The sequence below is a fragment of the Kitasatospora arboriphila genome, from assembly GCF_039528095.1.
In the GTDB taxonomy this organism is placed as follows: Bacteria; Actinomycetota; Actinomycetes; order Streptomycetales; family Streptomycetaceae; genus Kitasatospora; species Kitasatospora arboriphila.
On record NZ_BAAALD010000001.1, the window covers coordinates 40,584 to 63,057 of the forward strand.

Here is a 22,474-nt window from a genome sequence, read left to right on the forward strand (position 1 = left end):
CCCGCTGTGCCCGGACTCCCGGCCCACGGGCCGGACTCCTTCGCGACGGTCGCACGGACAACCGTACAGTCCGAACCCCCTGCCGAGGCAGCAGCACACGGATCATCGTTCCAGATGATCGGGTCCGGCATGCGGAGAGCAAGGACACGATTTGAGAGCATGTTCAGGTGACCAACCCCGTGAGCAACCCCGAGAGCGGGTCCGATGGCGACCCGCGGACCAGTCCCCCGAGCTATCCGTACGAGGCTCCGCAGTCCCGGTCGCTGTTCGAGCGCGCCTCCGTCGTCACCCCGGGTGGCGTGAACTCGCCAGTCCGGGCCTTCCGGGCGGTCGGCGGAACCCCCCGCTTCATGGTGTCCGGCAGCGGCCCCTACCTGACCGACGCCGACGGCCGCGAGTACGTCGACCTGGTCTGCTCCTGGGGCCCGATGATCCTCGGCCACGCGCACCCGGCGGTGATCGAGGCGGTGCAGCGGGCGGTCGTCCGCGGCACCTCCTTCGGCACCCCCGGCGAGGGCGAGGTCGAGCTGGCCGAGGAGATCACCGCGCGGGTGGCACCGGTCGAGCAGGTCCGCCTGGTCTCCAGCGGCACCGAGGCGACCATGTCGGCGATCCGGCTCGCGCGCGGCTTCACCGGCCGTTCGAAGGTCGTGAAGTTCGCCGGCTGCTACCACGGCCACGTGGACGCGCTGCTGGCCGCCGCCGGCTCCGGCGTGGCCACCTTCGCCCTGCCGGACACCCCCGGTGTCACCGGCGCCCAGGCCGGCGACACCATCGTGCTGCCGTACAACGACCTGGAGGCCGTCCGGCAGGCCTTCGCCGCGCACCCCGGCGAGATCGCCTGCGTGATCACCGAGGCCTCGCCCGGCAACATGGGCGTCGTCCCGCCGCTGCCCGGCTTCAACCGGGGCCTGGCCGAGCTCTGCCGGGCCGACGGCGCGCTGTTCGTCTCGGACGAGGTGATGACCGGCTTCCGCGTCTCCAAGGCCGGCTGGTACGGCCTGGAGGCCGCGCACGAGGGCTGGGCGCCGGACCTGCTGACCTTCGGAAAGGTCATGGGCGGCGGCTTCCCGGCCGCGGCCTTCGGCGGCCGTGCCGACGTCATGGCGCACCTGGCCCCGGCCGGCCCGGTCTACCAGGCCGGCACGCTCTCCGGGAACCCGATCGCCACCGCGGCGGGCCTCGCCCAGCTGCGCAACTGCACCGACGAGGTGTACGCCGCCGTCGACCGGGTCGCCGAGCAGGTCTCCGGCCTGGTCGCCGAGGCGCTCGCCAAGGAGGGCGTGGCCCACCGCCTGCAGAAGGCCGGGAGCATGTTCTCGGTGTTCTTCACCGAGGAGCAGGTCACCGACTACGACGCGGCCCGCCGCCAGCAGGCGTTCCGCTTCAACTCCTTCTTCCACTCGATGCTGTCCCAGGGCGTCTACCTGCCGCCCTCGGCCTTCGAGTCCTGGTTCGTCTCGTCGGCCCACGACGAGCGGGCGATCGAGCGGATCGCCGCAGCCCTGCCCGCGGCCGCCCGGGCCGCCGCCGAGGCCACCGAGGAGGCCGTGTGAGCGAGACCACCGTCGTCCACCTGATGCGCCACGGAGAGGTGCACAACCCGGAGGGCATCCTCTACGGGCGCCTCCCCGGCTACCACCTCTCCGAGCTCGGCCGGCAGATGGCCGACCGGGTCGCCGAGCACCTCGCGGACCGGGACATCACCCACGTGGTGGCCTCGCCGCTGGAGCGCGCCCAGGAGACGGCCGAGCCGATCGGCAAGGCGCACGGCCTGGAGGTGGCCGTCGACGAGCGGCTGATCGAGGCGGACAACATCTTCCAGGGCAAGACCTTCGGCGTCGGCGACGGCTCGCTGAAGAACCCCGGCCACTGGAAGTACCTGACCAACCCGTTCAAGCCGTCCTGGGGCGAGCCGTACATCGAGCAGGTCGTGCGGATGATGGGCGCGCTCGCCGCGGCCCGGGACGCCGCGCGCGGGCACGAGGCGGTCTGCGTCAGCCACCAGCTGCCGATCTGGATCGTCCGCTCGTTCGCCGAGCGCCGGCGGCTGTGGCACGACCCGCGCAACCGGCAGTGCTCGCTGGCCTCGCTGACCAGCTTCACCTACGAGGGCGACCGGATCGTCTCGATCGGCTACCGCGAGCCGGCCCGGGACCTGCTGCCGGCCCACCTGGTGGGCAAGGGCGGCAAGTCCAAGCCGGTCGGCAAGAGCTTCGGCGCCTGACGCGGAGGCCCTCTCGCGGAGGCCTTCCGCCGGGGCGCCCGCGCATTCCCGAGTGACCGCCGACACAGCGGTGAAATGCCTGGGATAAGCGGATCATAAGTGCAGAAACTGCAGGTCAGAGGGGGTTCGACCCGTAACGTCGGACCCCCTCAAACCTGCCCAAAGTCCCATGCGAAACTTTTCACATGTCTGGGACGACCCGCCGCCGCACCCGCCTGGCCGCCACGCTCGGTGCCGCCGCCGCGCTCGCACTGACCGCCTGCAGCTCCGGTACCTCCGACGGCGGGGGGCAGGCCGGCTTCATCACCGGCAAGGCCGGCATCGCCACCGCCGCCCCCGGCTCCCGGACGCCGGCGCCCGCGATCGACGGCAAGACCCTGGACGGCAAGCCGGTCGCGCTCGCCGACTACAAGGGCAAGGTCGTCGTCCTCAACGTCTGGGGCTCCTGGTGCGGCCCGTGCCGCGCCGAGGGCAAGAACCTCCAGGAGGTCGCCCAGAAGTACCAGGACAAGGGCGTCCAGTTCCTCGGCATCAACACCCGGGACGTCGACCCGGCCAACGCGATCCGGTTCGAGCAGCAGACCGGCATCACCTACCCGAGCCTGTACGACCCGGACGGCACCCAGATCCTGCGCTTCCCCAAGGGCAGCCTCAACCCGCAGTCCATCCCGACCACCATCGTGGTCGACCGGGAGGGCGGGCTCGCCGCCCGCGCGATGCGCGCCCTCTCCACCGAGGACCTGGAGAAGATGATCACCCCGGTCCTCGCGGAGCAGAAGTGAGCGCGCTCGCGGCCTTCGGCACCAACGAGACGGTCTTCAGCGGGGCCCTCGTCCTCGCCCTGCCGATCGCCCTCACCGCGGGGCTGCTCTCCTTCTTCTCGCCCTGCGTGCTGCCGCTCGTCCCCGGCTACCTCAGCTACGTCACCGGCTTCTCCGCCGTCGACCTCGCCGACGCCAAGGGGGCGCGCCGCGGGCGCATGCTGCTCGGCGCACTGCTGTTCGTGCTCGGCTTCACCGCCGTGTTCGTCTCCACCGGCGCGCTCTTCGGCTTCTTCGGCAACACCCTCCAGCAGTACCAGCGCACCATCAACATCGTGCTGGGCGCGCTGACCGTCCTCATGGGCCTCGCCTTCATGGGGCTGCTGCCCGGCTTCACCAACCGCGAGGTGCGCACCCACCGCCGCCCGGCGATCGGGCTGGCCGGCGCCCCGCTGCTGGGTCTGGTCTTCGGTGTGGGCTGGACGCCCTGCATCGGCCCGACGCTCTCGTCGATCCTCAACCTCTCGGCCGCCCAGGCCAGCGCCGGGCGCGGCGCACTGCTGATGACGGTGTACTGCGCCGGACTCGGCGTACCGTTCATCCTTGCCGCGCTCGCCTTCCGCAAGGCGCTCGGGGCGTTCGGCTGGGTCAAGCAGCACTACCAGTGGGTGATGCGGATCGGCGGCGGCATGCTCGTCGCGGTCGGCCTGCTCCTGGTCACCGGCGTGTGGGACGTCCTGATCGACCACATGCGGCAACTCAGCGGCGACACCACGATCGGAATCTGACCGTGAGCGACACCAGGACCGTGACCACCGACGACGGCGAGGCCGACGTCGAGCGCCTCAGCACCGCCCCCGAGGAGGCGGAGGCCCCGGTCGGCATCGGCGTGCTCGGCTGGGTCCGCTGGACGTGGCGCCAGCTCACCTCGATGCGGGTCGCGCTGATCCTGCTCTTCCTGCTCTCGCTGGCGGCGATCCCCGGCTCGCTGATCCCGCAGAACAGCCAGAACGCCTTCAAGGTGCAGACCTGGAAGGCCGCCCACCAGGGCATCACCCCGCTCTACGAGAAGCTCCAGCTGTTCGACGTCTACAGCTCGGTCTGGTTCTCGGCGATCTACATCCTGCTGTTCGTCTCGCTGGCCGGCTGCATCGTCCCGCGCACCTGGCAGTTCGTCGGCGTGCTGCGCGCCCAGCCGCCGGCCGCCCCGCGCAACCTGACCCGGATGCCGGTCTACGCCGCCTGGCGGACCGACGCCGACCCCGAGGCGGTCAACGCGGCCGCGCACCGGCTGCTGCGCAAGCGTCGCTTCCGGGCCACCTCCGCCGGCGGCGCGGTCGCCGCGGAGAAGGGCTACCTGCGCGAGGTCGGCAACCTGCTCTTCCACTTCTCGCTGTTCGCCCTGCTGGCGGGCTTCGCCTGGGCCAGCCTGGGCAGCGGCCAGGGCGGCAAGCTGATGATCGAGGGCCAGGGATTCGCCAACACCACCACCCAGTACGACGACTTCACCGGCTCCGCCTTCTACACCGTCGACGACCTGGACGCCTTCGGCTTCAAGCTGGACGGCTTCACCGCCCGCTACCAGACCTCCGGCGAGCAGATCGGCAGCGCCCGCCAGTTCACCGCGCACATCCGGTACTGGACGGGCACCGACGACAAGAAGCTGACCAAGGGCGACATCGAGGTCAACCACCCGCTGGAGATCGGCAGCTCCAAGGTCTTCCTGATCGGCCACGGCTACGCGCCGGTCGTCACCGTGAAGAACGCCAAGGGCGAGGTCGTCTACAAGGGCCCCACGCCCTTCCTGCCGCAGGACAGCAACCTCACCTCCACCGGCGTGATCAAGGTCAGCGACTACGGCAAGAAGGACGGCAAGGACGTCGACCTGGGCTTCAACGGGTACTTCCTGCCGACCGCGCCGGTGAACTTCGAGAAGACCGGCCCGATCTCGCTCTTCCCGGACGCCGCCGAGCCGATGCTGGTGCTCACCGCCTTCGCCGGCGACCTCGGCACCGACTCCGGCCTGCCGCAGAACGTCTACCAGCTCGACACCAGCCACATGACCCAGCTGAAGCAGGACGGCGACATCGCCCGCGTCAAGCTCAAGCCCGGCCAGGGCTGGGAGCTGCCGGACGGCTACGGCACCGTCACCTTCGACGGCTACCAGCAGTGGGCCAGCTTCAACGTCTCCCACCGCCCGGGCAACGCGGTCGCGCTCGCCGGCGCGGTCTGCGCGATCCTCGGCCTGATCGGCTCGCTGTTCGTGCAGCGCCGCCGGATCTGGGTCCGCGTCACCGCCTCCCCGGACGGCAGCACGCTGGTCGAGCTGGCCGGCCTCGCCCGCAGCGAGTCCGCCCGCACGGCCGAGGAGCTCGCCGAGTTCGCCGTCGACCTCCAGGACGACGCCCCGGCCCTCGACGAGCCCGACCCGGACACCGTGACGGACGGGCCGGAGCCCGCCGCCGTCCCCGCACCGGCAAACCCCGCACCGGCAAACCCCGCAGACCCGGACTCCAAGGAGTAGACGGTGAATCTCGCCTCGGTCGACCCTCATCTGGCCGACCTCTCCAACAAGCTGATCTACTCGGCGATGGCCGTGTACACCCTGGCGATGTTCGCCCACCTCTTCGAGTGGACGTTCGGCAGCAAGGGCGCGATCGCCGTCCGCTCCGCCGAGCAGTCCGGCGGGCTGGCCGCGACCCTGGCCGCCGAGGAGTCCAAGTCCGCCGCCCGCAAGGTCACCGTCACGGTGGCCACCGTGGACGGGGGCACCACCACGCTCACCCGCACCGCCCTCGCCGACGCCGGCGCCACCGTGGTCACCAGCGGCCGCGGCGACGGCTCGGCGGCCGACGGCCCCGGCGCCGCGGGCACCAGCGAGCGGGGCGACCTGGCGGGCCGGATCGCCGTCTCGCTGACCGTCCTCGGCGTCCTGCTGCACGCCGGCGGCGTGCTCACCCGCGGTCTGTCGGTGATGCGCTGGCCGTGGGGCAACATGTACGAGTTCTCCTGCGCCTTCGGGCTCACCATGATGCTCGCCTACCTGGGCCTGCTGGTGGCGGGCAAGAAGGTCCGCTGGCTGGGCCTGCCGGTGGTGCTGGCCGTGCTGCTGACCCTGGGCGTCGCCGTCTCGGTGCTCTACACCGACTCCGAGCAGCTCGTCCCGGCGCTGCACTCGTACTGGCTGGGCATCCACGTCTCCACCGCGATCATCTGCGGCGGTGCGCTGTACGCGGCCTTCGTGGCCACCGTGCTGTACCTCGGCAAGGACTCCTACGAGCGCCGGGTCGAGGCCGGCCTGCCCGGCGGCCCGCTGCGCATCCCGGTCTCGGTCTGGGAGCGGCTGCCCGCCGCGTCGACCCTCGACAAGCTCTCGTACCGGATCAACGCCCTGGTCTTCCCGCTCTGGACGTTCACCATCATCGCCGGCGCGATCTGGGCCGAGGCGGCCTGGGGCAAGTACTGGGAGTGGGACCCGAAGGAGACCTGGTCCTTCATCACCTGGGTCGCCTACGCCGCGTACCTGCACGCCCGGGCCACCGCCGGGTGGAGGGGCCGAAAGGCGGCCTATCTGGCCCTGTTGGCGTTCGCCTGCTGGCTGTTCAACTACTACGGCGTCAACATCTTCGTCACCGGCAAGCACTCGTACGCCGGCGTCTGAGAGGCCGGCCGCACGCCCGCGGGCGTGCCGCCGGCCACCGGCCGCCGCCCCGGGCGGGGCCGTTCCACCGAAGAAACCGTGAGGGATCGCCCGTCCGGTCGTTGACCAGGACGTCCAGTCAGCCGCGAGGAGGGGCCGCCATGGAGAGCGACGAGGTCATGCTGACCGTCCGGATCACCGCTGCGGAGAGAGCACTGCTCCGCCGGCTGGCCCAGGGCCATCGCAGCGACGTCTCCGAGGTCGTCGCGGACGGTCTGCTGGACATCCTGCCGACCCTGCACTGCGCCCAGGACGCCTACCGCCTGGTGGCCGCCCTGCGGGCGCCCGCGCCGTGCGCGCAGACCGTCTGGCTGCCGACCGACCTGGCCGACCTGCTCGGCCCGGCGGCGGGCCGGATCGCCCAGACCACCGGGGTGCGCCTCGGCTCCTCGTGCATCGTGCTCGGGGCCGCCGTCCGGCTCTGGCTGGGCCAGGACCCGCAGCTGCTCGCCGAGCACCTGTCGACCATGCACGAGGGCCGTCCGGCCGCCCTCGCGGCCGCGTAGCGCGTCGGTGAACGACCCGGGCCCCGCACGGTGACCGTGCGGGGCCCGGGTGCGTGTCAGGCGGCCTGCTGCCAGCTGACCGGCGAGTAGTACGCCGGGCGGCGCTCCAGGCGCTGCCAGCTGGCGATCGGCTCGACCGCCGGGGCGGCGGCCTGCTGGGCGGTGGCGGCCCGGGCGAGCAGCACCGCGGTCAGGGCGGCCAGCTCCTCGGCGTTCAGCGAGCCGCGGACGATGCGGACAAGGGGTTCGGCGGAAGCGCTCATGGTCCTTGTTTCTCCCCCATGGTGAAGTCTGACGGGTTCCGATCGGCGTAAGAACCGGTTACATCGGAGGGTTGCCGTGCTTGCGGCTCGGCAGGTCGGCGTGCTTGGTGCGGAGCATGGCGAGCGAGGCGGCGAGCACCTGACGGGTCTCCGCGGGGTCGATGACGTCGTCCACGAGGCCGCGCTCGGCCGCGTAGTACGGGTGCATCAGCTCGCTCTTGTACTCCTTGATCTTCTGGGCCCGCATCGCCTCCGGGTCCTCGGCCGCGGCGATGTCGCGGCGGAAGATCACGTTGGCGGCGCCCTCGGCGCCCATCACGGCGATCTCGTTGGTCGGCCAGGCGAACGACAGGTCCGCGCCGATGGAGCGGGAGTCCATGACGATGTAGGCGCCGCCGTAGGCCTTGCGCAGGATCAGCGAGATCCGCGGCACGGTGGCGTTGCAGTAGGCGTAGAGCAGCTTCGCGCCGTGCCGGATGATGCCGCCGTGCTCCTGGTCGACACCGGGCAGGAAGCCGGGGACGTCGAGCAGGGTGACGATCGGGATGTTGAAGGCGTCGCACATCTGGACGAAGCGCGCGGCCTTCTCGCTGGCGTTGATGTCGAGCACGCCGGCCAGCGACTGCGGCTGGTTGGCGATCAGGCCGACCACGTGCCCGTCGATCCGGGCCAGGGCCACGATGACGTTGGTCGCCCAGCGCTCGTGGACCTCCAGGTACTCGCCGTGGTCGACGACCTCCTCGATGACCTTGCGCATGTCGTACGGGCGGTTGCCGTCCGCGGGCACCAGGTCGAGCAGGCTCTCGTTGCGGCGCTCCACCGGGTCGTCGGTGGAGCTGGCCGGCGGCATCTCGCGGTTGTTCTGCGGCAGCAGCGAGAGGAGGTAGCGGACCTCCTCGATGCAGGACTGCTCGTCGTCGTAGACGAAGTGCGAGACGCCGGAGACCGAGGAGTGCACGTCGGCGCCGCCGAGGCCGTTCTGGGTGATCTTCTCGCCGGTTACGGCCTGGACGACGTCCGGGCCGGTGATGAACATCTGCGAGGTCTCCCGGACCATGAACACGAAGTCCGTGAGCGCGGGGGAGTAGGCGGCGCCGCCGGCGCAGGGGCCGAGCATGACCGAGATCTGCGGGATCACGCCCGAGGCCTTGGTGTTGCGCTGGAAGATGCCGCCGTAGCCGGCGAGGGCGGTGACGCCCTCCTGGATGCGGGCGCCGGCGCCGTCGTTCAGCGACACCAGCGGCGCACCGGCCGCGATGGCCATGTCCATGATCTTGTGGATCTTCTGCGCGTGGGCCTCGCCCAGCGCGCCGCCGAAGATCCGGAAGTCGTGCGCGTAGACGAAGACCGTCCGGCCGTGCACGGTGCCCCAGCCGACCACCACACCGTCGGTGTGCGGCTTCTTCGCCTCCAGGCCGAAGCCCTGGGCGCGGTGCCGGCGCAGCGGCTCCACCTCGCGGAAGGAGCCCTCGTCCAGCAGCAGGTCGATCCGCTCGCGGGCGGTCAGCTTGCCCTTGGCGTGCTGGGCCTCGGTGGCCTTCTCGCTGGGACCCCGCCGGACCTGCTCCCGGAGCTCGTGCAGCTCGGCCACCCGCCCGCGCGCGTCGGCCGGGATCGCGGGGATCTCTCCGCCGACCGGCGCATCGTGCAGAACCGTCATCTCGAACCACTCCAAGTGTGAGGGAACTGTCCCGGCAGGCGGCCTGCGGTACGCGGCTGCTGCTCCGGCGAACACTTCTTCACCTACGACACTACGAGGGAGGGCCGCCGCCGCTCGGCGTCGATTCCGTACAAGGTCGGGCCCCAGAAGCTGTACAGGGCACACAGTGGGTCACACCGCGCCGACCGTCCCGGGGGGTGCGGCCGGGGGGTCCGCAGGGTCCGTCACAGGGGGTGGCCGGACCCCCGACCGCCCAGGTCAGGACGGGTGTCGGGGAGCGTTCGCGCACGGCTCGCCCCCGGTCCGCGGGGCGGGCCGGGGGCGTGCGGTTCCTACGGCGCGCGGCGGCCGTCGGGCTCCCGGATGGTAGGGAAGCGCCAAATTCGGTTCAGCCGCGCGGATCGTCCTCCGGCTCGTCCTTTCGGCGCAGTTCCTCCTCGCGCCGACGGAGGTCGGACTCCCACTGCTTGAGCATGTCCTCGTGCCGCGCGTTGTCCTTCTTCAACGAGGCCAGGAACTCCGGGTTGTCGTCCGGGGCCACGTAGCGCTCCGCGGGCCGCTCGTACTCGGGGAAGCCCGCCGTGGGGCCGGCCGGCCAGGGCACGGCCCGGCCGCGGGACCGCGCGCGGTTGCGCCCGGCCACCAGCCAGGCGATCGACCCGACCAGCGGGAAGAGCAGCACGATGATCACCCAGGCGACCTTGGGGAGGTAGCGGACCTCCTCCTCCGGCGTGGTCAGGCAGTCGATGAACGCCCACACCCAGAGCGCGAGCAGAAGCAGCGGCGGCACAACTCTCAACACGGCGTCGGTCTCCCCCGGAACGGCGAACAGGGCCCCTCTTGGCGGGGCCAGGTTAACCGGTGTCGGATACTGACAGGCATGGCATACGACGATCTCCGCTCCTTCCTCCGCGCCCTGGAGCGCGAGGGCGACCTCAAGCGGATCAAGACCGAAGTGGACCCGTACCTGGAGATCGGGGAGATCGTCGACCGGGTGCAGAAGGCCAAGGGCCCGGCGCTGCTCTTCGAGAACGTCAAGGGCGCGTCCATGCCGCTGGCGATGAACGTCTTCGGCACCGAGCGCCGGCTCGCCAAGGCCCTCGGCCTGAAGTCCCCCGACGACATCTCGGAGAAGATCGCCGGCCTGCTCCGGCCCGAGCTGCCGCAGGGCTTCACCGGCTTCCGGGACGCCTTCGGCAAGCTCGCCTCGATGGCCCACGTGCCGCCGAAGAACGTGAAGACCGCCGACGCGCCCGTCCACGAGGTCGTCCTCACCGGCGACGACGTCGACCTGGAGCAGCTGCCCGCCCTCTTCACCTGGCCGCTGGACGGCGGCTCCTTCTTCAACCTGGGCCTCACCCACACCAAGGACCCGGACACCGGCGTCCGCAACCTCGGCCTGTACCGCCTGCAGCGGCACGACCGGCGCACCATCGGCATGCACTGGCAGATCCACAAGGACAGCCGCAACCACGCCGCCGTCGCCGCGAAGCGCGGCGAGCGGCTGCCGGTCGCGATCGCCTTCGGCTGCCCGCCCGCCGTCACATACGCCGCGACCGCGCCGCTGCCCGGCGACATCGACGAGTACCTGTTCGCCGGCTTCGTGCAGGGCGAGCGGGTGAAGATGGTCGACTGCAAGACCGTCCCGCTGCAGGTGCCCGCCGACGCCGAGGTGGTGCTGGAGGGCTGGCTGGAGCCCGGCGAGATGCTCCCCGAGGGCCCGTTCGGCGACCACACCGGCTTCTACACGCCGCAGGAGCCCTTCCCGGCGCTCACCATCGACTGCGTCACGATGCGCCGCCGCCCGCTGCTGCAGTCCATCGTGGTCGGCCGGCCGCCGACCGAGGACGGGCCGCTCGGCAAGTTCACCGAGCGCTTCTTCCTGCCGCTACTGAAGATCATCATCCCGGACATCGTCGACTACGACCTGCCCGAGGCCGGCGGCTTCCACAACTGCGTGATCGTCTCGATCGACAAGAAGTACCCGAAGCACGCCCAGAAGGTCATGCACGCCATCTGGGGCGCCCACATGATGTCGCTCACCAAGCTGATCGTCGTGGTGGACGCCGACTGCGACGTGCACGACTACCAGGAGGTCGCCTGGCGGGCGCTCGGCAACGTCGACTACAGCCGCGACCTGACCGTCGTCGAGGGCCCGGTCGACCACCTCGACCACGCCTCCTACCAGCAGTTCTGGGGCGGCAAGGCCGGCATCGACGCCACCCGCAAGCTGCCCGAGGAGGGCTACACCCGCGACGGCGGCTGGCCCGAGATGGTCGCCTCCGACCCGGAGACCGCCGCCCTCGTCACCAAGCGCTGGAAGGAGTACGGACTGTGACCACGGCCGCCTTCGAGGTCCCGCCCGGCAAGGTCAAGTCCTTCCTGCGGCTGGTCATGATCGAGCACTCGGTGTTCGCGCTGCCCTTCGCGTACATCGCCGCGCTCACTGCGATGTTCCTCGCCGACGGCCGGGTGCACTGGGGCGAACTCTTCGTCGTCACCGTCTGCATGGTCGGCCTGCGGACCTTCGCGATGGCCGCCAACCGGATCATCGACCGCGAGATCGACGCCCGGAACCCGCGCACCGCCGGCCGTGAACTCGTCACCGGCGCGGTGTCGCTGCGCACCGCCTACGTCGGCTCCGCCGTCGCCCTCGTCGTCTTCCTCGGCGCGGCCGCCCTGCTCAACCCGCTCTGCCTGGCGCTCGCCCCCGTCGCCGTCGTGCCGATGATCGTCTACCCGTACGGCAAGCGGTTCACCGACTTCCCGCACGCCATCCTCGGCCTCGCCCAGGCCGCCGGCCCGATCGGCGCCTGGCTGGCCGTCACCGGCACCTGGTCCTGGGACGCCGTGGTGCTCGGCCTCGCCGTCGGCGTCTGGATCGGCGGCTTCGACCTGATCTTCGGATGCCAGGACGTCGCCGCGGACCGCGCCGAGGGCGTCCGCTCGGTGCCGGCCCGGTACGGGATCGAGGCGGCGCTGTACGGCGCCCGCGCCTGCCACGCCGTCACCGTCGCGCTGCTCGCCTGGTACGCCGTCCTCACCGACGCCGGCCCCGCCTTCTGGGTCGGCCTCGCGGTGGTCGTCGGCGCCTTCCTCTACGAGCACGGCATCGTCAAGCCCGGCGACCTCTCCCGCCTCAACCGGGCCTTCTTCACCACGAACGGCTTCGTCGGCATCTCCCTCTTCGGCTTCGCCCTGCTCGACCTGGTCCTCCGGGGCCTGACCGTCTGACGGCCGCGACGAGCGGCGACCACGGGGGAGCGGGACCCGGGGCCGCGGTGCCACTGCCCGCCGCGCGCTCCGGGCGCCGCGGGCAGTGGCGGGGGACCATGGAGGACGGCAGGAGCCGCCGCTACCCCGAGGAGTGGTCACCGATGATCGGCAAGCTGCAGTGCGTCGTCCTGGACTGCCACTACCCGGCCGGGCTGGCCCACTTCTACGCGGCCGTGCTCGGCGGCGAGATCGACCGCCCCGACCCGCGCTGGTCGCTGGACGCCGAGTGGTCGACCGTCCACACCCCCGACGGCATGGTGCTGGGCTTCCAGCGGGTCGACGACTACCGCCCGCCGATGTGGCCGGACCCGGCCCACCCCCAGCAGCTGCACCTGGACGTCGACGTCGAGGACCTCGACGCCGCCGAGGAGAAGGTGCTGGCGCTCGGCGCGGTGCGCAAGGCCGCCGAGCCCGGCTGGCGGGTGTACGTGGACCCGGCGGGCCACCCGTTCTGCCTGGTCGGTCCGGGCGGCGGCACGGCCTGAGCGGGGACCGAGCGGCCCTGCCGCGGCGCCCCGCGGCGACGGGTGATAGGTCTTCGTGCCACCTGTCGTCCGTCCCGGAGGGGCCCGCGTGCCGAAGGAACGATCCCCGCGCCGCCGTACCGCCGCGCTGTCCGTCGCGGCCGTGGCCGTGCTCGGCGGTGCGGCGCTGACCGCCCGGGCCGGGGTCGTCGGAGCGGCCGACCGGACGGCCGCGGTCGCCCCCGCCGGCGGGACCTCCGCGCCGCCCGCACGGACCCCACCCACCGCCTCCGCCGCGGCCCCGCCGGGGTCGGCCTCCGCCCCGGCCCCGACGGGCGACCCGGCGGTCTTCACCGGCCTCGCCTTCGACACCTGCACCGCCCCCGCACCGTCGGCGATGAACGCCTGGCACGGCACCTCGCCGTACGGCGCGGCGGCGGTCTACGTCGGCGGCAGGAACCGCGGCTGCGCCCAGCCGCAGCTGACCCCGTCCTGGGTGGCCTCGGTGACGGCCACCGGCTGGCGGCTGATCCCGCTGTACGTCGGCGCGCAGCCGCCCTGCCGGAGCGGCAGCAACCCGGAGAAGCTCACCGCCGGCACGGCGGTCGACCTCGGGTCCGCGGACGGCGCGGACGCGGTGGCCGCGGCCGGGGCCCTCGGCATGAGGCCCGGCAGCACCCTCTACCTGGACGTGGAGTCCTACGACGCCGCCGACACCGCGTGCGCGGCGGCCGTCCTCGCGTACACCCGGTCCTTCGACCGGGCGGTGGAGGCCCGCGGCTACCGGCCGGGCTTCTACGGCTTCGCCGCCTCCAGTGCCGCGGGCATCGCCCGGGCGGCGGCGGAGGGCACCCCGGACCTGCCGACGGCGCTCTGGTACGCGAAGTACGACGGCGTCGAGGACACCGTGACGGGCTTCCCCTTCGCCGCCGGGCTCTTCACCGGCCACCGCCGCGGCCACCAGTACCGGGTCGACCGGAGGGAGACCCACGGCGGCGTCACGCTGACCGTCGACCGCAACGCCTGGGACGCCCCGGTCGCCGTCGTCGGCTGAAGCGTGCCGCCGGCGGTGTACGGCCGCGCTACCCGGCGGTGAGGACCAACGGGTCGCCGACCCTCAGCCGGCCGGGGGAGACCACGGTGGCCAGGGCGTCCAGCCGGTTGTCGTGGCCGCGGGCGACCGCGCGGAGGATCTCCGGTGCGTGCGGCAGGCCGGGCTGCGGCGCGCCGACCATCGCGCACCGCTCGCTGGCCCGGACGAAGGCCAGCCGGACGCCGTCGCCGAACCGGCCCTCACGGCCGAACCAGCCGTCCTCGGTGAACGGCGGGGTGCCGGGCGGGGTGCGCAGCAGGACGTTGGGGCGGAAGCGCCGTTCGTCGACGACGGCGTCCGGGACCTCGGCGCGCACCCGGTCCAGGGTGGCGGTGGTGAGCACCGAGACGGGCAGCTGGTCGAAGTGCGAGACGGCGTCCTCGCGGGCGAGCGCTACGTCCTCGCGCTCCAGGTAGGCGCGGAGGAAGGCGTCCGGGTCCTCGACCGGGCTGCCGAGCGGGTCGAGGAGCTCCGGGGCGTCGAGCCGGTGGCCGAGTCGGGAGGAGAGCCGCAGCAGGCCGTCCATCCGCCGGAAGCGGCGGGTGTTCTTGCCGGAGCCGAACCTGCCGGAGCCGTCCCGCACCGCGTAGAGCCGGTCGCCGGCCAGGCCGCGCCCGTCCACCTCGACCGCGTCGAGGAGTTCGCCGCCGGTGGACTTCACCGGGTAGCGCCAGATGCGCTCCACGACACCGGAGATCTCTGCCATGGCGGGAGCCTATCCGGCCCTCCCGATCGTGGTCTAGACCTATTGGCGGACCGTCAGCCCACCCGCGCGACCGCCCGGACGGGCGCGCCGTCCGCCGCCGCCAGCCGCAGCGGGAACAGCGACACCTCCACCGGCGCACCCGCCTCCCGGGCCGCCAGCAGCGGGGTCAGGTCGGTGAGGTTCTCGGCGATCACCCCGCCGCCGTCCCGGCCCAGCAGCACCCGGTGCGCGGCCAGCGAGGGCTCCTGGCCCGCCGGGTCGTGCTCGTCCGCCAGCTCCGCGAGCAGCGCCGCCACCGCCGGATCGGCCGGTCCCTGCTCCGGCGTCGGGTCCACCGACAGCGCGTCCACCCCGACGGTGCGCACCCCCGCCGCCACGATCGCCTCCGCGGCCTCCCGGGACAGGTACGGGTGCGCCAGGTACAGCTCGCTGCCCCAGTGCCGCGGCCAGCCGGTGGCCAGCAGCAGCACCGCGCCCGGCGTGCACTCGGCCAGCGCCGGGGCGAGCTGATCCGCCGTCACCGCGGTGCGCGGGGCCAGCCCGCGCAGGTCCGCGACCACCGCCGGGCCGGTGAACAGCTCCAGCGGCAGCCCGTCCAGCGTCGGCCAGGTCACGTCCACGTGGTACGGGGCGTCCACGTGCGTGCCCGCCTGCGAACCCAGGTGCAGCGCCAGCACGTTGACCCCGGCGGTGTCGGTGGTGAGGGCGGGCCGCAGCTCCACCTCCGGGTCGCCGGGGTAGACCGGCATGCCGGTGGTGAGCGGATGGGTGAGGTCGATCAGCGTCGGCGCCATGCCGTCCATCCTGCCCCGCCCGGCCCGCCCGGCGCAGCGCTCCCGGGCCACTGCCCCGCCCCCGGTGCCCCACCGCCTAGGGTCGGAGCATGAACGATTCGCAGGTGCGCAGGCCGTGGGTGGTGGGGGTGTCCGGCGCGTCCGGGACGCCGTACGCGGCGTCGGTGATCCGGGCGCTCCTCGCCGCCGGCGAGGCGGTCGACCTGGTGGTCTCCCGCGCCGCCCGGCTGACCATCCTCGACGAGACCGGCATCGCCTACCGGGACGCCCACTGGCGCGAGGACCTGGCCCGCTGGATCGGCACCGACGACCTCGACGGCGTCCGCCACTGGTCGGCCGGCGACTTCGCGGCCGGCCCGTCCTCCGGCTCCTACCCGGCCAAGGGCATGCTGGTCGTCCCGGCGACCACCGGCGCGGTGGCCGGCATCGCGCTCGGCCTCAGCAAGGACCTGCTGCAGCGGGCCGCCGCCGTCACCCTGAAGGAGCGTCGCCCGCTGGTGGTGTGCCTGCGCGAGACACCCCTCAATGGGGTGACGTTGAAGCACCTGGTCGAGCTGGACGCGCAGGGCGCCGTGGTGCTGCCCGCCTCGCCGGGCTTCTACGCGGGCGGCTCCACCGCCCGCGAACTGGTCGACTTCGTGGCCGGCCGGGTGCTCGACGCGGTCGGCGTGCCGCACGCGCTCTACCGCCGCTGGGACGGCGAACTGGGCGCTGCGGCCAAGGCAGAGTGAGGCCGTGCGGATCGGGAGAGTATGTTCATTGCGATATCCGGGTTGATCGGCGTACGCCGCCTTCGAATCCGGATAATGATCTCGGGTCCGGTGAGGTTCGGAAGGGCGCTGGCAGGTATATGGACACAGTGGACAGACAGCTCATCCAGGCACTGCGGGAGAACGGCCGCGCCTCGTACGCGGAGCTCGGCCGACTGGTCGGCCTGTCGGGTCCGAGCGTCACCGACCGCATCAACCGGCTGGAGCAGGCCGGGGTGATCACCGGCTACCGCGCCACCGTCAACCCGGCGTCGCTGGGCTTCGGCGTGACCGCCCTGATCGGTCTTCAGCTCACCGACGCCGCCGACCACGAGGACGTCGCCCACCGCCTCAAGGACCTCTCCGAGGTCGAGGACTGCTGGTTCATCGCCGGTGACGACTCGTACATGCTCAAGGTGCGCGTCCCGGACGTGGAGGGGCTGGAATCGGTCGTCAAGCGGATCTCCGGCACCAAGGGCGTGGCCCGCACCCGTACGACCGTCGTACTGTCCACCAAGTGGGAGAGCCGGGTCAGCGACCTGCCGCTGGGCTCCGGCGAGTGACCCCGCGGACGACGGAGGAGTGACACGATGACGCTGGTCGGACTGGAGGAGCTGCGCGCCGCGCAGCAGCGGATCGCCGGGGTGGCCGTACGGACCCCCCTGCTGCCCTGCCCGTGGGCGGCGGACGGCGAGCGCCGTCTCTGGCTCAAGCCGGAGAGCCTCCAGCCGACCGGCGCGTTCAAGATCCGCGGCGCCTACAACCGGCTCGCGGCGCTGACCGCCGAGGAGCGGGCGCGCGGCGTGGTCGCCCAGTCCAGCGGCAACCACGCGCAGGCGGTCGCCTACGCGGCCGGCCTGCTCGGCATCAAGGCCGTCATCGTGATGCCGGACACCTCCCCGGCGGTGAAGGTCGAGAACACCCGCGGCTTCGGCGCCGAGGTCGTCCTCGTCCCGCCGCACGAGCGCGACACCCTGCCCGCCGAGCTGGTCGAGAAGCACGGCTACGTCTGGGTGCCCCCGTACGACGACCGCCACATCATCGCCGGCCAGGGCACCGTCGGCCTGGAGATCGCCGAGGACGCCCCCGACGAGCTGGACACCGTGCTGGTGCCGGTCAGCGGCGGCGGCCTGATCTCCGGCACCGCCGCCGCGCTCAAGCTCGCCTGCCCGGGCGTGCGGATCGTCGGCGTCGAACCCGAACTCGCCGCCGACGCGCAGGCCAGTCTGCGGGCCGGCGAGCACCTCGCCTGGCCGGTCGCCGACACCTACCGCACCGTCGCGGACGGCCTGCGCACCCCCTCGGTCGGCAAGCTGCCCTTCCGGCACCTGCAGGCGTACGTGGACGACATCGTCACCGTCACCGAGGACGAGATCCGCGACACCGTCGCCCTGCTGGCCCGCCGCGGCCGGCTGGTCGCCGAGCCGTCCGGCGCCGTCGCCCCCGCCGCCTGGTTCCACCGCGCCTCCGAGGTCGGCGGCCGGGTCGCCGCGGCCGTGGTCAGCGGCGGCAACCTCGACCCGGCCCTCCTCAGCGAGCTGCTCGCCCGCTGAGCGGTCCCCAGGGGGACCAGGACGCCCATCAGGGGGCGCGGGGCGATCACTTCAGGGGCGCGGGGAACCGCGCAGTCCGGGGGCGGCGGTGGCCGAACCGGGCTGGCCCATGGTTCGTAAGGTGGCCCGCATCCGAATCGCGCAGTTCCCCGCGCCCCTGAAGCGATCGCGCACCCCTGGGCTGATGTCCCCGCCCCCGGAGTGGTCGCCGCCGCGCCGCGGGCTTCCCGCGCCCCTGTGGCCGGGCCCCGCATACCGAGGCGTAGGCTCGGTTCCGGCATTGTTTCGGCAGGTACGAGAGGCGGGGTCACCGCATGGACGCAGGGCTGAAGCGCGAGCTGGAGGCGAAGGTCTACGCGGGCGAGCGGCTCACCCGCGAGGACGGCGTCGCGCTCTACGAGAGCGACGACCTGGCCTGGCTGGGCGGTCTCGCCCACCACGTGCGGACGCAGAAGAACGGCGACGTCGTCCACTTCAACGTCAACCGCCACCTCAACATGACCAACGTGTGCAGCGCCTCCTGCGCGTACTGCTCCTTCCAGCGCAAGCCGGGCGAGAAGGACGCGTACACCATGCGCATCGAGGAAGCCGTCCGCCTGGCCAAGGCCATGGAGGTCGAGTCCCTCACCGAGCTGCACATCGTCAACGGCCTGCACCCGACGCTGCCCTGGCGCTACTACCCGCGCTCGCTGCGCGAGCTGAAGGCCGCGCTGCCGAACGTCTCGCTGAAGGCCTTCACCGCCACCGAGATCCACTGGTTCGAGAAGATCAGCGGCCTGACGGCGAGCGAGATCCTCGACGAACTGATCGACGCCGGCCTGGAGTCGCTCACCGGCGGCGGCGCGGAGATCTTCGACTGGGAGGTCCGTCAGCACATCGTGGACCACGCCACCCATTGGGAGGACTGGTCGCGGATCCACCGCCTGGCACACGAGAAGGGTCTCAAGACCCCGTGCACCATGCTGTACGGCCACATCGAGGAGCCCCGGCACCGGGTCGACCACGTGCTGCGGCTGCGCGAGCTGCAGGACGAGACGGGCGGCTTCCAGGTCTTCATCCCGCTGCGCTACCAGCACGACTTCCACGACTCCAAGGACGGCGTCGTGCGCAACCGGCTGATGGACCGCACCGAGATGGCCACCGGGGCCGAGGCGCTGAAGACCTTCGCGGTCTCCCGGCTGCTCTTCGACAACGTCCAGCACGTCAAGGTGTTCTGGGTGATGCACGGCGTCACCACCGCGCAGCTGGCGCTCAGCCACGGCGCCGACGACATGGACGGCTCGGTCGTCGAGTACAAGATCACCCACGACGCGGACAACTTCGGCACGCCCAACAAGCTCGGCCGTGACGACCTGCTCGACCTGATCCGCGACGCGGGCTTCCGCCCGGTCGAGCGGAACACCCGCTACGAGGTCATCCGCGAGTACGACGGCCCGGACCTGGCCCGTCGGGAGACGCCGCAGGCGATGCGCCTCTGACACCCCGCCAGTCGCGGGCGGCCGCGCCGCGCCGCCGCCGGACACGCGCCGGGGCCCGTCGGCACCGCGCCGACGGGCCCCGGCGCGTGTCCGGCGCCCGCGCGCCCCGGCCGCGACAACACCCCTGCGGGGTTTGTCCGATCGGCGCAGCCTTTCCACTGGCGCCCCGCCGACCGCGTATGCTCACAGGCTCACCACACGCCCCGGGTTTCGTCCAGGCCCGGGACTTTGGGAGGATCGTCCCCATGTCCGGTTCCCATCGCGCCACCAGCCACCTCCACCCGGCCGACGTGCCGGGTCCCCGCAGCAGTGCGGACGGTCAGGCACCACGGCCGCGCGGGCACCGGCGGAAGGCCAAGCCGAAGCGCCGCGGCGGCAAGACCCTGATGGGCGGTACGGCGGTGCTGCTGGCCGCCACGGCCGGCTGGTTCACGGTCGGCCAGGGCCGGTCCCTCCCCTCGTTCACCAGTGCCGGCGCGGCCGAGCGGCCCGAGGCCGACACCACGCACGCCGACATCGCCCCGCTGTCGGCCGGCGGCCACACCGAGGGCCCGTCCACCGCGGACCGCTCCGACCGCACCGACGGGACGGTCGCGGCGATCCCGGGTCTCGGCCCGTCCTTCCTCGCCAAGATCCCGGCCGAGACCAAGCAGGTCGTGGTCGCCTCCGGCAAGGACAAGGACTCCGCGGACACCGTCGTCACGCTCTGGACGCGCACCCCGGACGGCCGCTGGCGGGCCGGTCAGGCGTGGGCGGCCCACAACGGCTACAAGGGCTGGTCCGCGGAGAAGCGGTCCGGCGACCTGCACAGCCCGATCGGCGTCTTCGGCCTCACCGACGCCGGCGGCCGCAAGGCCGACCCGGGCAGCAGGCTGCCCTACGACAAGGACGCGAACTTCGTGGTCGGCGGCAAGGGCTTCAACGGCGAGCCGCTGGCCGGCTCCTTCGACTACGTGGTGGCGATCAACTACAACCGGGTGGCCGGCCGCTCCCCGCTGGACACCGCGTCGCCCGAGGGCAAGGCCAAGGGCGGCGGCGTCTGGCTGCACGTCGACCACGGCGGCCCCACGCACGCCTGCGTCTCGCTGCCCGAGGCGAACATGATCGAGCTGATCCGCGCCCTCGACCCGGCCGCCCACCCGGTCATCGCGATGGGCGACGCCGCGGCACTGGCCGTCTGACCCTGCGATTTGCGGGGATTTGTCACCCTTCTACAGTCAAACTCCCCGGATACTGTTCCGGTGCGTCACCGGGCGACTGATGGGTAACCCGGTTGAGTTGATGTATGACCGCCTCCCGCATCGTGGCGCTCGGCCACTACCAGCCGCCCAAGGTCCTCACCAACGACGACCTGGCGAAGCTGGTCGACACCGACGACGAGTGGATCCGCTCCAGGGTGGGCATCCGCACCAGGCACATCGCGGTCGACGAGACGCTCGTCGACCTCGCCGCCGAGGCCGCGCAGAAGGCGCTCGCCGCGAGCGGGCGCCAGGCCCACGAGGTCGACCTCGTGGTGGTCGCCACCTGCACGGCGGTCGAGCGCAGCCCCAACACCGCCGCCGCGGTCGCCGCCCGGCTCGGCATCACCGCGCCGGCCGCGTACGACATCAACACCGTCTGCTCGGGCTTCTCGTACGCGCTGGCCACCGCCGACCACGCGCTGCGGGCCGGCGCGGCCACCCGGGCCCTGGTGATCGGCGCCGAGCGGATGTCCGACACCATCGACTGGACGGACCGCTCCACCTGCGTGATCTTCGGCGACGGGGCCGGCGCGGCGGTGGTGGAGGCCGTTCCCGACGAGCAGGCCGGCATCGGCCCGGTCGTGTGGGGCTCGGAGCCCGCGAAGGGCGACGCGGTGGTCATCACCGGCTGGGACCCGACCATCAGCCAGCAGGGCCAGGCGGTGTTCCGCTGGGCCACCACCCGGATCGCCCCGCTGGCCCGCGAGACCTGCCTCAAGGCCGGGCTGGACCCGTCCGAGCTGCGCGGCTTCGTCGCGCACCAGGCCAACCTGCGGATCATCGACGCCATCGCGGCCAAGCTCGGCACCGCCCCGGACGCGGTGATCGCCCGCGACGTGGTGGACTCCGGCAACACCTCGGCCGCCTCGATCCCGCTCGCCCTCAGCAAGCTCGTCGAGCGCGGGGAACTGCGCTCGGGCGACCCGGTGCTGCTGTTCGGCTTCGGCGGCGGTCTGGCGTACGCCGGCCAGGTGGTGCGCTGCCCGTAGCGCGCCGGGCGCGCGTCCGACCCGGACAGACAGCAGTGGGGCGCCGGAATCCGCGGATTCCGGCGCCCCACTGCTGTCGGGCACGTCACGGTGCGTCGGCGAACCTCCCCCGAGGACACGGCCGCCGCCCGCCACGCCCCGGACAGGAGGCCGGGGCGAACGTGCGAGGTGGACGATGGAGCGGGCTACTTGGGCGGCTTCTTGCCGGCGACGCCCAGGTAGACCTGGAGGGCCAGGTTGGGCTTGAGGTCCTTCACCTTCACGCCCCACGAGGTGAAGGCCTTCTGGTGCTCCGCCGCGGAGGCGAGCAGGGAGACCAGCGAGCCCGCCACGGCGGCCGGATCGATCGTCTTGTCGGTCTTGCCCTGGTTCGACCGGACGGCCTCGGTGAGCGGGGCGACCACCGAGTTGAGCACCTTCATCCGGATCTTGAAGAACCGTTTGTCCCCCTCGGCAGCACCGAGAGTGACCACTCGAAGAATGGCATCGTTCTTGCGCCAGAAGGCGAGGAAACCGTCCACCAGTTCTTCCGAAGTGGCGGCACCGGTCTTTCCCGCCCAGGACTTTCCTTCGACGAGCTCTTTGAGCCCGCCGCTGTCCTCGGCCATTTCCTCTGCGATCTCGAGGACAGCGCCCTCGACATCCGGGAAGTACTGGTAGAAGGTCGCGGGGGAGGTACCCGCCATACGGGCGACGTCGATGACCTTGACGTCCCGGTAAGGCGACGTGCTGAGCATCTCGCGGAGGCAGTCGAGCAGCTTCTGCCGCGTCTCCTGTCCGCGTCGCCCGGCGACGCGACCGTCGACGGTGCGAACTTGTCCTGTCATGCCGTCAGCTTACCGTGGCACGATCTTGGCGCGATTCGGTGATGCGACAATTAGGCCGCTCGTGGCGGTAATGGAGCGCCCGGACGGATATTCAGCGCTCCTGTTGTAGCCCCCCCGTGCACTGATGACCCCACAGCGTGACGACCGGTCTGCTGAGGGGTGGTCGGATGACAGGCAGTGATCGCCG

23 protein-coding genes are annotated in these 22,474 nt (G+C 72.3%); 17 read left to right on the forward strand and 6 right to left on the reverse strand.

The annotated features are described in order from the left end of the window. The first annotated feature begins 179 nt into the window (after positions 1-179). The 7 genes from hemL (at position 180) to ABD353_RS00250 (ending at position 7,194) form a co-directional block, all read left to right on the forward strand. The gene (gene hemL, locus ABD353_RS00220; protein ID WP_344621515.1) at positions 180-1,556 is read left to right on the forward strand and encodes a glutamate-1-semialdehyde 2,1-aminomutase; all 1,377 of its coding nucleotides are present in this window, start codon (positions 180-182) and stop codon (positions 1,554-1,556) included. A 23-nt stretch (positions 1,557-1,579) separates the two neighbouring features. After that, complete coding sequence (locus ABD353_RS00225; protein ID WP_344621516.1) at positions 1,580-2,227, forward strand: histidine phosphatase family protein; 648 nt, start codon at positions 1,580-1,582, stop codon at positions 2,225-2,227. Positions 2,228-2,412: 185 nt separating this feature from the next. Continuing rightward, positions 2,413-3,009: a TlpA family protein disulfide reductase gene (locus ABD353_RS00230; RefSeq protein ID WP_344621372.1), complete on the forward strand. Its 597-nt coding sequence runs from the start codon at positions 2,413-2,415 to the stop codon at positions 3,007-3,009. Continuing rightward, positions 3,006-3,776: a cytochrome c biogenesis CcdA family protein gene (locus ABD353_RS00235; protein ID WP_344621373.1), complete on the forward strand. Its 771-nt coding sequence runs from the start codon at positions 3,006-3,008 to the stop codon at positions 3,774-3,776. The genes ABD353_RS00230 and ABD353_RS00235 overlap by 4 nt, the downstream gene beginning before the upstream one ends. A gap of 2 nt (positions 3,777-3,778) precedes the next feature. Next, complete coding sequence (gene resB, locus ABD353_RS00240) at positions 3,779-5,512, forward strand: cytochrome c biogenesis protein ResB (protein ID WP_344621374.1); 1,734 nt, start codon at positions 3,779-3,781, stop codon at positions 5,510-5,512. A 3-nt stretch (positions 5,513-5,515) separates the two neighbouring features. After that, a complete protein-coding gene (gene ccsB, locus ABD353_RS00245; RefSeq protein WP_344621375.1) occupies positions 5,516-6,649 on the forward strand; it encodes a c-type cytochrome biogenesis protein CcsB in 1,134 nt (377 codons plus the stop codon). A 140-nt stretch (positions 6,650-6,789) separates the two neighbouring features. Next, complete coding sequence (locus ABD353_RS00250; RefSeq protein WP_344621376.1) at positions 6,790-7,194, forward strand: hypothetical protein; 405 nt, start codon at positions 6,790-6,792, stop codon at positions 7,192-7,194. Positions 7,195-7,250: 56 nt separating this feature from the next. Here ABD353_RS00250 and ABD353_RS00255 read toward each other — a convergent pair whose 3' ends face one another. The 3 genes from ABD353_RS00255 to ABD353_RS00265 all read right to left on the reverse strand — a co-directional run bounded on the left by ABD353_RS00255 (position 7,251) and on the right by ABD353_RS00265 (position 9,919). Continuing rightward, a complete protein-coding gene (locus tag ABD353_RS00255) occupies positions 7,251-7,457 on the reverse strand; it encodes an acyl-CoA carboxylase epsilon subunit (RefSeq protein ID WP_344621377.1) in 207 nt (68 codons plus the stop codon). Positions 7,458-7,515: 58 nt separating this feature from the next. Beyond that, positions 7,516-9,117 carry an acyl-CoA carboxylase subunit beta gene (locus ABD353_RS00260; RefSeq protein ID WP_344621378.1) on the reverse strand — a complete coding sequence of 534 codons (1,602 nt, stop codon included), beginning with the start codon at positions 9,115-9,117 and terminating at the stop codon, positions 7,516-7,518. A gap of 388 nt (positions 9,118-9,505) precedes the next feature. Next, positions 9,506-9,919 carry a PLD nuclease N-terminal domain-containing protein gene (locus ABD353_RS00265; RefSeq protein ID WP_344621379.1) on the reverse strand — a complete coding sequence of 138 codons (414 nt, stop codon included), beginning with the start codon at positions 9,917-9,919 and terminating at the stop codon, positions 9,506-9,508. 78 nt (positions 9,920-9,997) lie between these two features. On the opposite strand from ABD353_RS00265, the gene ABD353_RS00270 reads away from it, so the two are divergent. From ABD353_RS00270 to ABD353_RS00285, 4 genes are all read left to right on the forward strand, one after another. Continuing rightward, entirely contained in the window at positions 9,998-11,455 is a 1,458-nt protein-coding gene (locus ABD353_RS00270) for a menaquinone biosynthesis decarboxylase (RefSeq protein ID WP_344621380.1), read from the forward strand. Beyond that, positions 11,452-12,351 (forward strand): menaquinone biosynthesis prenyltransferase MqnP, encoded by a 900-nt coding sequence (gene mqnP / locus ABD353_RS00275; RefSeq protein ID WP_344621381.1) that lies wholly within the window; start codon positions 11,452-11,454, stop codon positions 12,349-12,351. Before ABD353_RS00270 ends, mqnP begins: the two co-directional genes overlap by 4 nt. Positions 12,352-12,494: 143 nt before the next feature. Then, positions 12,495-12,878, forward strand: coding sequence for a VOC family protein (locus tag ABD353_RS00280; protein WP_344621517.1), 384 nt, complete (start codon positions 12,495-12,497; stop codon positions 12,876-12,878). An 88-nt stretch (positions 12,879-12,966) separates the two neighbouring features. After that, complete coding sequence (locus tag ABD353_RS00285; protein ID WP_344621382.1) at positions 12,967-13,911, forward strand: glycoside hydrolase domain-containing protein; 945 nt, start codon at positions 12,967-12,969, stop codon at positions 13,909-13,911. A gap of 28 nt (positions 13,912-13,939) precedes the next feature. On the opposite strand, the gene ABD353_RS00290 is transcribed toward ABD353_RS00285, so the two are convergent. Both ABD353_RS00290 and ABD353_RS00295 read right to left on the reverse strand, forming a co-directional pair. Beyond that, entirely contained in the window at positions 13,940-14,656 is a 717-nt protein-coding gene (locus tag ABD353_RS00290) for an MOSC domain-containing protein (RefSeq protein ID WP_344621383.1), read from the reverse strand. A 53-nt stretch (positions 14,657-14,709) separates the two neighbouring features. After that, positions 14,710-15,450 carry a cyclase family protein gene (locus ABD353_RS00295; RefSeq protein WP_344621384.1) on the reverse strand — a complete coding sequence of 247 codons (741 nt, stop codon included), beginning with the start codon at positions 15,448-15,450 and terminating at the stop codon, positions 14,710-14,712. An 89-nt stretch (positions 15,451-15,539) separates the two neighbouring features. Here ABD353_RS00295 and ABD353_RS00300 point away from each other — a divergent pair, with 89 nt between their 5' ends. From ABD353_RS00300 to ABD353_RS00325, 6 genes are all read left to right on the forward strand, one after another. Beyond that, positions 15,540-16,181 carry a UbiX family flavin prenyltransferase gene (locus ABD353_RS00300; protein WP_344621385.1) on the forward strand — a complete coding sequence of 214 codons (642 nt, stop codon included), beginning with the start codon at positions 15,540-15,542 and terminating at the stop codon, positions 16,179-16,181. Between the two features lie 119 nt (positions 16,182-16,300). Then, a complete protein-coding gene (locus ABD353_RS00305) occupies positions 16,301-16,762 on the forward strand; it encodes an Lrp/AsnC family transcriptional regulator (protein ID WP_344621386.1) in 462 nt (153 codons plus the stop codon). Positions 16,763-16,789: 27 nt separating this feature from the next. Continuing rightward, complete coding sequence (locus ABD353_RS00310) at positions 16,790-17,752, forward strand: threonine ammonia-lyase (RefSeq protein ID WP_344621387.1); 963 nt, start codon at positions 16,790-16,792, stop codon at positions 17,750-17,752. Positions 17,753-18,066: 314 nt separating this feature from the next. Then, complete coding sequence (gene mqnE, locus ABD353_RS00315) at positions 18,067-19,230, forward strand: aminofutalosine synthase MqnE (RefSeq protein WP_344621388.1); 1,164 nt, start codon at positions 18,067-18,069, stop codon at positions 19,228-19,230. Positions 19,231-19,475: 245 nt separating this feature from the next. Then, a complete protein-coding gene (locus ABD353_RS00320) occupies positions 19,476-20,411 on the forward strand; it encodes a hypothetical protein (protein ID WP_344621389.1) in 936 nt (311 codons plus the stop codon). Between the two features lie 104 nt (positions 20,412-20,515). Further along, the gene (locus tag ABD353_RS00325) at positions 20,516-21,460 is read left to right on the forward strand and encodes a beta-ketoacyl-ACP synthase III (RefSeq protein ID WP_344621390.1); all 945 of its coding nucleotides are present in this window, start codon (positions 20,516-20,518) and stop codon (positions 21,458-21,460) included. Positions 21,461-21,645: 185 nt separating this feature from the next. On the opposite strand, the gene ABD353_RS00330 is transcribed toward ABD353_RS00325, so the two are convergent. Continuing rightward, positions 21,646-22,287 (reverse strand): TetR family transcriptional regulator, encoded by a 642-nt coding sequence (locus ABD353_RS00330; RefSeq protein WP_344621391.1) that lies wholly within the window; start codon positions 22,285-22,287, stop codon positions 21,646-21,648. Positions 22,288-22,474: the final 187 nt, after the last annotated feature.